The organism is Kribbella jiaozuonensis, from assembly GCF_005233875.1.
In the GTDB taxonomy this organism is placed as follows: domain Bacteria; phylum Actinomycetota; class Actinomycetes; order Propionibacteriales; family Kribbellaceae; genus Kribbella; species Kribbella jiaozuonensis.
The window spans coordinates 471,808-484,888 of record NZ_SZPZ01000003.1 but is presented as its reverse complement, the minus strand read 5'-3'; the positions used below and the strand labels follow the sequence as shown (position 1 = coordinate 484,888).

The 13,081-nt window shown below is 67.0% G+C and carries 9 protein-coding genes; 3 read left to right on the top strand and 6 right to left on the bottom strand.

Features of this window, described 5'->3' with window-relative positions:
• Nucleotides 1-103: 103 nt before the first annotated feature.
• Nucleotides 104-4,051, top strand: coding sequence for a GH92 family glycosyl hydrolase (locus FDA38_RS21985; RefSeq protein ID WP_233714847.1), 3,948 nt, complete (start codon nucleotides 104-106; stop codon nucleotides 4,049-4,051).
• Between the two features lie 19 nt (nucleotides 4,052-4,070).
• Here FDA38_RS21985 and FDA38_RS21980 read toward each other — a convergent pair whose 3' ends face one another.
• The 6 genes from FDA38_RS21980 to FDA38_RS21955 form a co-directional block, all read right to left on the bottom strand.
• Nucleotides 4,071-4,814 (bottom strand): hypothetical protein, encoded by a 744-nt coding sequence (locus tag FDA38_RS21980; protein ID WP_137255969.1) that lies wholly within the window; start codon nucleotides 4,812-4,814, stop codon nucleotides 4,071-4,073.
• Nucleotides 4,811-5,326 (bottom strand): SigE family RNA polymerase sigma factor, encoded by a 516-nt coding sequence (locus FDA38_RS21975; protein ID WP_137255968.1) that lies wholly within the window; start codon nucleotides 5,324-5,326, stop codon nucleotides 4,811-4,813. Before FDA38_RS21975 ends, FDA38_RS21980 begins: the two co-directional genes overlap by 4 nt.
• 241 nt (nucleotides 5,327-5,567) lie before the next feature.
• A complete protein-coding gene (locus tag FDA38_RS21970) occupies nucleotides 5,568-5,882 on the bottom strand; it encodes a hypothetical protein (protein WP_137255967.1) in 315 nt (104 codons plus the stop codon).
• Between the two features lie 47 nt (nucleotides 5,883-5,929).
• Complete coding sequence (locus FDA38_RS21965; protein ID WP_233714846.1) at nucleotides 5,930-7,123, bottom strand: mannosyltransferase family protein; 1,194 nt, start codon at nucleotides 7,121-7,123, stop codon at nucleotides 5,930-5,932.
• A gap of 113 nt (nucleotides 7,124-7,236) precedes the next feature.
• Nucleotides 7,237-9,483, bottom strand: coding sequence for a transglycosylase domain-containing protein (locus FDA38_RS21960; protein ID WP_137255966.1), 2,247 nt, complete (start codon nucleotides 9,481-9,483; stop codon nucleotides 7,237-7,239).
• Between the two features lie 190 nt (nucleotides 9,484-9,673).
• Nucleotides 9,674-11,161, bottom strand: a complete 1,488-nt coding sequence (locus tag FDA38_RS21955; RefSeq protein WP_137255965.1) for a short-chain fatty acid transporter — start codon at nucleotides 11,159-11,161, stop codon at nucleotides 9,674-9,676.
• A gap of 202 nt (nucleotides 11,162-11,363) precedes the next feature.
• Here FDA38_RS21955 and FDA38_RS21950 point away from each other — a divergent pair, with 202 nt between their 5' ends.
• Both FDA38_RS21950 and FDA38_RS21945 read left to right on the top strand, forming a co-directional pair.
• On the top strand, nucleotides 11,364-11,948 hold the full coding sequence (locus FDA38_RS21950; RefSeq protein WP_134106506.1) for a PadR family transcriptional regulator: 585 nt from the start codon (nucleotides 11,364-11,366) through the stop codon (nucleotides 11,946-11,948).
• Nucleotides 11,945-13,024: an inositol-3-phosphate synthase gene (locus FDA38_RS21945; protein ID WP_137255964.1), complete on the top strand. Its 1,080-nt coding sequence runs from the start codon at nucleotides 11,945-11,947 to the stop codon at nucleotides 13,022-13,024. Before FDA38_RS21950 ends, FDA38_RS21945 begins: the two co-directional genes overlap by 4 nt.
• Nucleotides 13,025-13,081: the final 57 nt, after the last annotated feature.

Sequence of the window (13,081 nt, the reverse complement as noted above, 5' to 3'; positions counted from 1 at the left end):
CGTCCCGTCGTGCCGGCCGGCTGTGCAAGGAGCGTGTATGGATCTCCGCCGCCCACTGGGGCTCGTCGCGTCTCTAGGGCTCGTTGTGACAATGTCTACTTCCATGACGTCAGCTGCCGTCCCTCCGACCGCCGTGGCTGATCAGCCTGTGGTGAGCGGGTCCTCGTTCTTCACCTCCTTCGAGCCGGGCCAGCCGCAGCCGGGGTACACCGACGCTGTCGAGACCGGACCGGACGGGAAGCCCCGTACCGACGGAGTGCGCGGCCCGACGCCGACGGGAATCGGCGGCAGTGAGATGGACAAGGTCACCACGGTGACCGCGAACGGCGAGAACACCGGTGGCGGTGAGATCGCCACGAACGCGGCCGACGGTGACAAGTTCACCAAGTGGCTGGTGTTCGAGCCGACCGGCTGGCTGGTCTACGAGACCTCGGCCCCGGTGGTGATCCGCAAGTACGCGCTGACCTCGGCGAACGACGCCGACGGCCGCGACCCGCAGAACTGGACCGTCTCCGGTTCGAACGACGGCACCACCTGGACCACGCTGGACACGCAGACCGGTCAGAGCTTCGAGAACAGGTTCCAGACGAAGGAGTACAGCTTCTCGAACGAGACGGCGTACAAGTTCTTCAAGCTGGACGTCACGCTCAACCATGGCGAGGACATCGTCCAGCTCGCCGACTGGTACCTCTCCAACGGCGCACCGCTGCCGCCACCCGGACCAGTGGCCGAGTCGCAGCTGGACTCCGGCCCGACCAGTGCCTACAACGCCCGCGCCCGCGTCGGCTTCACCGGAGTCAAGTCCTTCCGGTACGCCGGGCACCAGGAGAGCACCGGCCGCGGTTACACGTGGAACAAGATCTCCGACGTCGACCTGAAGGTCGGCAAGGACACCCGCCTGTCGTACAAGATCTTCCCCGAGCACGTCGAGGGCGATCTCAGCTACCCGAGCACGTACGCCTCGCTTGACCTCGCGTTCGACGACGGCACGTACCTGAGCGACCTGAAGGCCAAGGACCACCACGGATTCACGCTCAGCCCGCGCGGTCAGGGCGACTCCAAGGCGCTCTACACGAACCAGTGGAACAACGTCGAGGCTGACCTCGGCAAGGTGGCCGCGGGTAAGACGATCAAGCGGATCCTGGTCGGGTACGACAAGCCGTCCGGCCCGGCCGACTTCCGTGGCTGGCTGGACGACATCCGGATCGCGGCCGCGATCAACCCGGACCGCGCGGCGCAGAAGACCGCGGCCAAGCACCCGTCGGATCTCGCGCTGACCACCCGCGGCACGAACGCGACCGGCGGTTTCTCGCGGGGCAACAACTTCCCGGCAACCGCCGTACCGCACGGCTTCAACTTCTGGACGCCGGTGACGAACGCCGGCTCGACGTCCTGGCTGTACGACTATGCCAAGGGCAACAACGAGGACAACAGGCCGACCATGCAGGCGTTGTCGATCAGCCACGAGCCCAGCCCGTGGATGGGTGACCGGCAGACCTTCCAGGTGATGCCGTCGACCGCCGACACCCCGACCGCGGACCGCAAGGCGCGGGCCTGGGCGTTCAGCCACGACAACGAGGTCGCGCGGCCGTACTACTACGGCGTCACGTTCGACAACGGCAACGCGGCCGAGATCGCGCCGACCGACCACGCGGCGATGCTGCGGTTCAGCTTCCCGGCCGGCAAGGCGTCACTGATCTTCGACAACGTCAACAACAGCGGCGGGCTGACCCTCGACCCGGCGACCGGCGTGGTCACCGGCTACACCGACATCAAGAGCGGCCTGTCCACCGGGGCCGGCCGGCTGTTCGTGTACGGCGTCGTCGACCAGAAGGTCCTTGCCTCCGGCAAGCTTGCGAACGGCGGCGGAGCGGACGTCGGCGGGTACTTCATGTTCGATGCCAAGACCACCCAGGTGCAGTTGCGGATCGCGACCTCGCTGATCGGCACCGCGCAGGCCCGGAAGAACCTCGAGCTCGAGCTGCCGGCCGCATCGAAGTTCAACAAGGTCAAGGACGCCGCGCAGGCTGCCTGGGATGCCAAGTTGAGCACGATCGAGGTCGAGGGTGCCACGGCAGACCAGCTGACCTCGCTGTACTCCAACCTCTACCGGCTGTTCCTCTACCCGAACAACGGCTCCGAGAACACCGGCACTGCGTCGAAGCCGGTCATCACCTACGCGTCGCCGACGTCGCCGAAGGTCGGCACCGACACCCCGACCACGACCGGCTCGAAGATCGTCGCCGGGCAGACCTATGTGAACAACGGCTTCTGGGACACCTACCGGACGGTGTGGCCGGCGTACTCGCTGTTCGCGCCCGAGGCCGCCGATCTCGTCAACGGATTCGTCCAGCAGTACAAGGACGGCGGCTGGATCTCCCGCTGGTCGTCACCGGGCTACGCGAACCTGATGGTCGGTACGTCGTCCGACGTCGCCTTCGCGGACGCGTACCTCAAGGGCGTCAAGGGGATCGACGTCCAGGCGGCGTACGACGCTGCCGTCAAGAACGCGACCGTCGTCCCGCCGTCGCAGAACGTCGGCCGTAAGGGCATGGACCTGTCCACGTTCAACGGCTACACGGCCAACACCACCGGTGAAGGCTTCAGCTGGTCGATGGACGGCTACATCAACGACTTCGGCATCGCGAACCTCTCGAAGGCCCTGTACGACAAGGCGAAGAAGAACGACCCGCGCAAGCAGGAGTACCTGGACAACTACAAATACTTCCTGAACCGGGCCCGCAACTACGTCACGCTGTTCGACCCGACCGTCGGCTTCTTCCAGGGCAAGGGACCGGACGGTGTCTGGGGCAACTCGCCCAGCACGTTCGACCCGCAGGACTGGGGCCACGACTACACCGAGACGAACGCGTGGAACATGGCGTTCTCGACGCCGCAGGACGGAGCCGGCCTGGCCGCGATCTACGGCGGCCGCGACGGGCTGGCGAAGAAGCTGGACGAGTTCTTCAGCACACCCGAGGACGCGCTGCACACCGGCGGGTACGGCGGCACGATCCACGAGATGCTCGAGGCCCGCGACGTACGGATGGGTCAGTACGGGCACAGCAACCAGCCGTCGCACCACATCACCTACATGTACGACGTGGCGGGACAGCCGTGGAAGACGCAGGAGAAGGTGCGCGAGGTGCTGTCCCGGTTGTACACCGGCTCGGAGATCGGGCAGGGGTACCCGGGTGACGAGGACAACGGCGAGATGTCGTCGTGGTACCTGTTCAGCTCGCTCGGGTTCTACCCGTTGCAGGTCGGCTCGCCGACGTACGCGATCGGCTCGCCGCTGTTCACCAAGGCGACGGTCCGGCTGGCCAGCGGGAAGAAACTGGTGATCAGCGCGCCGAAGAACTCGTCGAAGAACATCTACGTCAAGAGCCTTCGCGTGAACGGGAAGGCGTGGACGTCGACCGCGCTGCCGCACGACCTGATCGCGAACGGCGGCAAGATCGAGTTCGAGATGACCGACCAGCCGACCAAGTGGGGCACCGGCCGGAACGACGCTCCGCCGTCGATCACCAAGCCCGGCGAGGACCCGACGACCTGGCGCGACTCGACGTCCGACACCGGAGCGGTGATCGGTGCCGGCGGCGCTGACGTCTCCGCGTTGATCGACAACGACTCGAAGACGCAGGTCACGCTGACCGGCGCTCAGCCCACCGTCACGGTCGCCCTGCCGCAGGGCCGCCCGGTCGGCATGTACACGCTGACCAGCGGCGCCACCGGTACGGCGCCGTCCGCGTGGACGCTGGAGGGTTCGAACGACGGTACGACGTGGTCCACGGTGGATCGTCGCAGTGGCGAGACGTTCGCGTGGGCGTCGTACACGAGATCCTTCAGCATCGCGTCCCCGAAGGCGTATACGCAGTACCGCTTGGTGCTGACCCCGGCAGCGGGCGCGGACGGCGTCACGCTCGCCGAGGTCGAGCTCCTCGGGACGCTGAAGGGCGTCGAGACCGGCACCCACCCGACCGACAAACGCGTCGCCGAGACGAAGCCGAGCCCGACCCCGTCCCAGTCCATCGACCGCAACTGGGGCTGATCCCGGTCGCCGGCTCCCGTCACTTCTTGTAGTGACAGGAGCCGGCGAACCTCAGCAGCGTGTTCATGTCCCAGGCGAGGTTCCACGCCTGGTTCGTGACCGTGACCAGGTGCTTCGTGTTCCCCTGGCGGAGGAAAACCTGCTGGCGGCCGTACGGACTGCCCGGCACACCAGTCGTGACCACCTGCTGGTTGCCCGCGCGTACCTTGGGCAGCTTCGTCCAGGCCTCGCCGTACTTCGCCGGCGTGAGCCCGTCGCCGTCGTCCACCATGTCTTCCGACCAGACGTTCAGCACGTAGGTCGCGTCGTGGTACTGACTCGAGTTGGCCAGCTTAGGGTCGTACAACACGATCTGCTTGGCGAAGCTCCTGACAGCCCAGCCGCGCGGGATCAGGTCGCAGGTGAAGACGACGCCTGCGAACGGCGTGCTGTTGGCCGCCAGCGGTACCGGCTTCGCCGGAATGACCGGCGGTTTGCGCTTGTCCGGGTCCAGGTGCCGGTAGTCCTTCGGGGTCGTCTCCACCTTTGGCGTCTTGGTGGTGTCGGCGGCCGGGTCCGGTGCGCCGTTCGTCGTGCCGGACGGGAGGACGGACCAGCCGACGCCGATCACGAGGGCTGTCGCGACCGCGCCGGTGGTGATGCCGGTGATGCGGCGGCGGCGCAGGGCGCGCTGGCCGCGGGTCAGGTCGGCGGACAGGTCGGTGTCGGTGACGGTGGGCTCGGGGCCTGCGGCCTCGTCGAGCAGTTCCTTCAGGTCGGTCATCGCAGGCTCTCCATGGTTTCGAGGGAATCGTGCAGGAGATCGCGCATCGTCGAGAGCGCCCGCGAGGTCTGGGACTTCACGGTGCCTTCCGAGCAGCCCATCAGTTCGGCGGTGGTGTGGACATCGAAGTCGCGGAAGTACCGCAGTACGACGACGGCGTGCTGGCGGCGCGGGAGCTTCGCCAGGGCACCGAGCACAGTCAGCCGCTCGGCCTGGTCCTGGCCGGTCGGCGTCGCGGCGTCGTACAGCTGCTCGGTGGCCGACTCCCGGCGCCGCCACATCCGCCGGCGTTCGTCGAGGAAGGCGTTCACCAGGATCCGGTCGGCGTACCGCGCTGCTCCGTCCTCCTTGCGGACCTTCGACCAGTGCACGTAGAGCCTGGTGAGCGCGACCTGGACGAGGTCCTCGGCCCAGTGCGTGTCCCCCGCGGTGAGCAGCCGGGCAGTACGCAGCATCCGGCCCCGGTGCGCGGTCATGTACTCGAGGTACTCCGCGTCGCGATCGCTCACGATCGGCCCTCCCTTGTCGGTGATCTCACCCTGGAACTACTGGGTGAGCCCGCGCGGAGGTTGCATCATGACGCGAGGGCGACGGCAGTTGCCATCGCCCTCGGTGTGACTACCCGGCGGAGCCTGCCCCTGAAAGGTTCCGCCGGAGATTCGGTTGTGACGAAGTGTGATGAGGGGTGGCGGTCCCCGCCCGGACTGCCACCCCTTCATCCCTAACGACGCTCGAACTCTCCCGAGGGTTGCCTCACCGCAAAACAGTCCACATGTCGGACATCGTCAGGAACCAGACCGCGTTCACGGCCACGATCCCGGCCGTGGCGACGACCGCGAATCCCCATCCGAGCCCGGCCCGCAGCGCCAGCACCGGCAGCGCCAGCGCAGTCGCCACACCCCCGAGCTGTACTGCGAACAGCGCGCCCCCGGTCTCCGCCGCGCAGCTCACCGCGGTCGGCGGGCAGAGCGGGGCACCGAACTGCCGCATCGTCGCGTACGCGACACCTGCCACCACACCGACGAAGGCCGCCTGCACCGTGACCCTGCCGATCGTCCGGCCATCCATAGGTTCACGCTAAGGACGCAGCGGGCGGAGTGCCTGAGCAGAACTACTCAGCCGGACCAGCGGCCGGTGAAGAAGCCGGCCGCCCAGATAGCTGCCAGCGGTATGGCCACGGCCAGGTAGAGCCGACCGATCCACGGTCTCCGTCGGGCGAGGACGGCCAGGCCGATCCACAGCGGCCACATGAGCAGGGTGGCGCGGGTGAGCGAGTAGATCCAGAACGACGTACAGAATGCGCCGACTGTTGCGGCGACCCAGGCGGCCTCCCCCCAGGACCGGCGCCAGAACAGCCAGACCAGGAGCAGCAGAAGAACGAACAGGGCGACCAGCTCGGCGCGGAACATCCAGGTCCAGTCGCTGCGGTCGGGCGAGAAGTGGCCCTTGCTGGCGGCCTGGAACGTGTGCTCGAGCGAGATCCACGGCCAGGTGAACTCACGCGCCCAGCCCTTCTCCTGCGCCTGCTGCCAGGCGAACCACGAGCCATGGATCTGCTTCAGGTACGCCATGAAACCCAGCACGGGCACGGCAGGCAACGCCAGCCACGGCAGCGACAGCCAGTCCCGCTTCTTCGAGGTGATGAACTCGACGAGCAACGCGAAGATCAGGAAGATCCCGGACACCCGCACTGTCGACGCCAGCGCGACGAACACGGCGGCCCGCGCCCAGCGCCCTTGTCGCGCGGCCAGCCAGGCGGGGAAGGCGAACGCGCAGAACAGCGCCTCGGTGTACCCGGCGGCGAGGAAGACGCCGACCGGAGCGCCGTACCAGATCATTGCCGCGTTCGGGCCGATGCCCTTCAGCTCCGGGAACTCGTACTGCGCCAGCCGCGCCAGGTAGATGCCCGCGAACGCGCTGGCCACCGCGGACACGACGATGCCCGCGGCGACGTACCCGATGCCGGTGTAGCTGACCAGCCGGACCAGCAACGGGAAACCGGGGAAGAACGCCGCCAGTGGCGCTCCGGACGGCTCGCCGTGGTTGTAGCCGAACTCGGCGACCGCCTTCAGGTGCCAGACGTCCCACTGCAGCCAGGCGTGCCAGACGTTCGGGTAGTCGTTGCCCCGGTTGAACAGCAGCGGCGCCGAGACCGACAGTACGAACAGCGCCACCCGGCTGACCAGCCACCACCCGAGCACCTCACGGCCCTGGGCCGTCGGCATCCACCGCTGCCAGCCGACGCCGTCCACCCGGGCCCGCCGGGCCCGCCCCGGCTTGGGGTCACCATCGGCCGTGCGCTCAAACACGCCCGCACCACCGCATGCCAAAGTCCGCCCGAGTCACGCCACCATCGTGCCTTATCTCCGGACCTGGCAACCAAACGACGACGGCACCCCGGGTGGGGTGCCGTCGTCTTGAGCTATTGACCGCCGCCGGGTTTCTGCGGGGTCTTCGTCGGTTCGCTCGTCGTCCCGCCGGTCGGCAACGACGGCCAGCCCGGTGTGTTCGTCGGCTTGGTCGGCTTCGTCTTCGTCGGCGTGTTCGTCGGGGTGTTCGGCGGCGGCGTCGACGGAGGCGGCGTGTTCGGCGGCGGAGTACTGGGCGGTGGCGTGTTCGTGGGTGTGTTCGTCGGCGTACTCGGCGGCGGCGTGTACGTCGGCGTGGTGGTGTCCTTGACCTGGTCCGCGTCCGGCGCGACGAAGTCGGCCGACGGCACGCCGTCCAGGGCTGCCTTCATGAACGCGAGCCAGGTCTTCAGCGGCCAGTTGCCACCGAAGAACGCCGGGTCGTCGCTGTAGGGGTCGAGGTCGGACTCGCCGTCCTTGCCGGCCCGGTACAGCACCGAGGTCGACAGCTGCGGCGTGTAGGCGCTCCACCACGAGGTCAGCGTCGCCGAGCCGTCCTTACAGCCGCCGCACTTCTTGTTCTCGGCCCGGTCCTCCACCGCGACACCACCCGCGGTGCCGGTCTTGCCGGCAACCGGACGGTCCAGGTCCTTGGCGCCCGTTCCGGTACCGTCCTTGACGACCTGCTGCAGAACGTAGTTCACCATGTTGGCGACCTCCGGCGGGAACGCCTGCTTCTGCTGCTTCAGCACGCTCGCGTCCGACCACAGCACCTTGCCGTCAGGACCACGAACTTCCTTGATCACGTGCAGCGGCGTGTACTTGCCTTCGGCAGCGAACGTCGCGTACGCGTTCGCCATGTCGACCGGCGAGGCGTACGCGTCCGGGCCGAGCACCGTGGACGGGTTGCCCTTGTCGTCCTCGAGGGTCTTCGAGGCCGGGATGCCGGCCGCCTCGGCCGCGGCTGTGACCTTCTCCGGCCCGTTGTCCATCTTGTTGTCGACCAGGTCGTAGAAGGCGGTGTTGACCGACTCCTCGGTCGCCTTCAGCAACGTGACGTCGCCGTAGTCGGTGCTGAGTTCGTTGCCGAACTTCTGGCCCTGGATCGTGATCGGGCTGTCGCCCTGGAAGATGTCGTAGATCGACTTCCCGTCCTGGAGCGCCGCGGCCAGCGCGAACGGCTTGAACGACGAACCCGGCCGGGCCTTGGTCGTCGCCCAGTTCAGCTGACTCTTGAGGTAGTCGGGCCCGGCGTACATCGCCAGCAGTTGACCGGTGCCGGGCTGAACCGAGGCCATCCCGATGTGCAGGCCGTTGCTCTTCTTCGGCTTCTCTTCCTTCGCGGCGAGCAGGATCTTGTTCTGCTGCGTGTAGTTGAAGGTGGTCGTGACCTTCAAGCCGCCGCCGGTGATCGCGTCCTCGTCGAAACCGAGCTTCCCCAGCTCCTTGCGGGCCATGTCCAGGAGGAAGCCGTTCGGGCCGCCGTAGCGGCTGCTCTTCGGCCTCATGTCGAGCTTCGGCAGCGCGTTGGCGTACTGCCTCTCCTGGGCCGTGCTGATCGTGCCCATCTGCTGCATGCCGTCGAGGACGTAGTGATACCGGTCGATGATCCGCTTCTTGGTCCGCGGGTCGGGATCGGTGACGTCGAACAGCGTCGGGTTGTTCAGAACGGTGGCAAGAAGCGCTGACTCCGGGACAGTCAGTGTGTTCGGGTCGGGCTTCCTGAAGTAGGCGTCGCCCGCGGCGGAGATGCCGTACGCGCCCTCGCCGAAGTAGACCGTGTTCAGGTAGCCCTCGAGCGTCTTGCTCTTGTCCTGCTGCCGGCCCAGCTTGGTCGCGATGAACAGTTCCTTGAGCTTGCGTCCGACCGTCCGCTCCTGGGTCAGGTACATGACCTTGACGTACTGCTGCGTGATGGTCGAACCACCCTGCAGTTGCTCACCGCGGGCGATGTTCACCGCGGCCCGGACCATGCCGGACGGCGAGATGCCGGGGTTGGTCCAGAAGGTCCGGTCCTCGGCCGCGATCACCGAGTCCTGGACGCGTTTCGGGATCTGCGACATCGGCACCGAATGCCGGTTCTGCTCGTAGAACGTGCCTAGGGGATTCCGCTGGTCGGCGTACGTCACCGTGGTCGTGTTGGTGGCGAACTCCTTGTTCGGGTCCGGGATCTTCGTCGTCTGGTACACGATGAAGAAGGTCGCGACCGAGCCGATGATTCCGAGGAAGATCAGCGCGGCCAGCCAGCCGAGAACGCGGACCGCCCAGTGCCTCTTCTGCCGACGGCGGGCCGGGGCGGCCTTCCTACGAGCTTCACTCACGCTGCAATCCTCGACGATCTGGCTGGAGTCATTGCCCCACAGACTACGGTGGGTGTGGTAACGCGCCCGAATCCGCTCCGGATGCTAGCAACCACGGGGCGTCCAAGTGAAAACGGTCCACCGGGACTCTTCCGCTGACGCCTTACAACGTTGCAAGGTTGGCATCCAGGGAGGCGCTGTGATGCGACTCTCATGAGGTGACGTGGGGTGCCAGCAGCGTCACGGCGATCAGTGCGGCCGGGAAGCAGGCCAGGAACATCGTGAACGTGTAGCCCATGATGTCGCGCGCCTTCAGGCCGAGGATGGCGAGCGTCGGCAACATCCAGAACGGCTGCAGCAGGTTGGCGCTCGCCTCGCCGAGGTCGTACACGACGACCATCCAGCCGGCGTCGACCTTCAGCTCGTTCGCGGCCTGCAATACGTACGGCGCCTCGATCACCCACTTGCTGCCACCGCTCGGTACGAAGATGCCGAGGACGCAGGAGTAGATAGCAACCAACGGCGGGAACAGGAACTGGTTGCTCGCATGCACCAACCACCCAGCCAGCCGCCCGGAGATCCCCGTGTACGCGATCATGCCGAAAATCCCGCCGTACAAGGGGAACTGGAGCAGTACGCCGGCCGCCGCCGGTGCACCATCGCGGACGGCGCGAGCCATCCGCCACGGCCGCCACTGCAGCAGCAGCGCGAGCAGGAACAGGATCAGGTTGATCGTGTTCAGGTCGAGCGCGTTGAAGAAGCTCTTCCCGCTGAAGTAGCGGACCAGGTAAACCACACCGAGCAACACGATCAGCAGGCTGAACAGCGGCGAATGCTCCAGCCAGTCACCAGGCCGACGTGTCTCCAGACGCTGACCGTTGTACGGCGATCCGCGGCCGACGAGCGGTTTGAGTTCGATGCCGAGATGCTCCGCGGTCCGCGAGTTGCCTTCGCCCGGCGCGATGAACCACGCCATCCCGACGCCGACGACGTACACGATCAGCGTCGCGACGATCGCCTGCCAGGTGAAGATCGTGTCGCTGAGCGGGATCAGCCCGCTCGCGTGCCCACTGGCCTTGATGACTTCCTGCACCGGCGGCGGACTGCTGCTCGCGCTCGCCACCTGTAGCGCGGCCGAGCCGGACAGCCCCTGCGCCCACACGGTGCCGAGACCGAGGAACGCCATCGCCCCGAGCGCGCGGTAGTCCGCCTTCGGCACGTTCCGCGCCACCTCGCGCGCCAGGATCGCCGCGAAGATCAGACTGAACGCCCAGTTCAGGTACGACGCCGGCATCGCGACCGCGGCGACGAACGCGACCGCGGTCCGCGGGTTCTTCGGGATCCGCGCGAGCCGGGTGATCAATCGCGCGACCGGTCCGCTGGTCGCGACGGCGTACCCACCGATGATGATCATCACCATCTGCAGGGTGAAGGTGATCAGCGACCAGAACCCGATGCCCCAGGCATCGACCAGTCCGTAGCCCTTGGTCGCGGCCGGGTCGTCCGGGCGCTTCAGCAGCGGCTCGCCGGTGACGAGCCCGAACAGCAGCACCACGAACGTTCCGACCAGGACGAAACCGAACGCGTCCGGCAGCCACTTCTCGGTGAACGCCGTGAACCGCAGCGCCAGCCGCGCGAGCGCACCGTCGGCTTCAGCTTCGACCTCGGACCTGGCGTGCTTCCCATGGCTGTCGGCCATGACCCTCCGCTCTGAGACGGCGACTCTGCGTGTCATTCGATTAACGCGGATCGGCCTCTGACGTAACAGGTTTCCCGCGAGAGGTGACAAAGGCCGCGTTTGTCAAGAGTTGTCCACAGGGTGCAGGTCTGCTTACAGTGGCGGAGCGATGTATCGAACCGATACATCAGGTCATGACAAACTAGACCGAGGGAGGTGGCTCATGGGAAACCGCAGTGGGGTCCTGGAGCTCGCCGTACTCGGTCTGCTGCACGAAGCGCCGATGCACGGTTACGAGCTCCGCAAGCGCGTCAACGCCCAGTTCGGCTGGGGACGCGTGCTGTCGTTCGGTTCGTTGTACCCGTGTCTGAAGGCGATGCTCCGCAACGGCCTGATCACGGCCGACCCCGGGACACCGGAGTCGGGCCGCAGGCCGAAGATCGTCTACACGATCACCGCCGACGGCAAGGACTACTTCGCGCACGCGATGCACGAGGCCGGTCCGTCGGCCTGGGAGGACGACACGTTCGGCGTCCGCTTCTCGTTCTTCGGCCGGACCGATCCGGCCACCCGGTTGCGCATCCTCGAGGGCCGCAGGGCCCGGATGGAGGAGCGGCTGGCCAACTTCCGGGCGGCGATGAGCCGGACGGCGGAGCGGGTCGATACCTACACCCTCGAGCTGCAACGGCACGGCCTGGAGTCGGCCGAGCGCGAGGTCCGCTGGCTGAACGAGCTGATCGACGGCGAGCGGCGGCAACAGCGGCCCCCAGAACAGCACCAACCGCCTACCCAAGGAGATTCCAGATGACCTCGATCCGCGTAGCGATCGTCGGTGTCGGCAACTGCGCCAGCTCGCTCGTCCAGGGCGTGCACTACTACCGTGACGCGAAGCCCGAGGAGCGCGTCCCCGGTCTGATGCACGTCCAGTTCGGCGACTACCACGTCCGCGACGTGGAGTTCGTCGCCGCCTTCGACGTCGACGGCAAGAAGGTCGGCCTGGACCTCGCCGACGCGATCGGCGCCAGCGAGAACAACACGATCAAGATCTGCGACGTACCGCCGACGGGCGTCACCGTCCAGCGCGGTCACACCCTCGACGGCCTCGGCAAGTACTACCGCGAGACCATCACCGAGTCCGACGCCGACCCGGTCGACGTGGTCGCGGCGCTGCGCGAGGCCAAGGTCGACGTACTCGTCTGCTACCTGCCGGTCGGTTCGGAGCAGGCTGCGAAGTTCTACGCGCAGTGCGCGATCGACGCGAAGGTCGCGTTCGTCAACGCGCTGCCCGTGTTCATCGCCGGCACCAAGGAGTGGGCGGACAAGTTCACCGCGGCCGGTGTGCCGATCGTCGGCGACGACATCAAGTCGCAGATCGGCGCGACCATCACGCACCGCGTGCTGACCAAGCTGTTCGAGGACCGCGGTGTCACCGTGGACCGGACGTACCAGCTGAACGTCGGCGGCAACATGGACTTCAAGAACATGCTCGAGCGCGAGCGGCTGGAGTCCAAGAAGATCAGCAAGACCCAGTCCGTCACCTCGCAGCTGCGCGACGAGATCGACCCGCGCAACGTGCACATCGGCCCGTCCGACTACGTGGCCTGGCTGGACGACCGCAAGTGGGCCTTCATCCGGCTCGAGGGCCGCAACTTCGGCGACGTGCCGCTGTCGCTGGAGTACAAGCTCGAGGTCTGGGACTCGCCGAACTCGGCCGGCATCATTATCGACGCGATCCGCGCGGTGAAGATCGCCAAGGACCGCGGCATCGGCGGCCCGATCCTGTCCGCTTCGTCGTACTTCATGAAGTCGCCGCCGGAGCAGTACGCCGACGACGTCTGCCGCGACCTGGTCGAGAAGTTCATCCGCGGCGAGGTCGACCGCTGACCTCGTTGCTCTGACCGCCGCCCGGCAACCCTCTGGAAGGGTGCCGGGCGGCGTGCC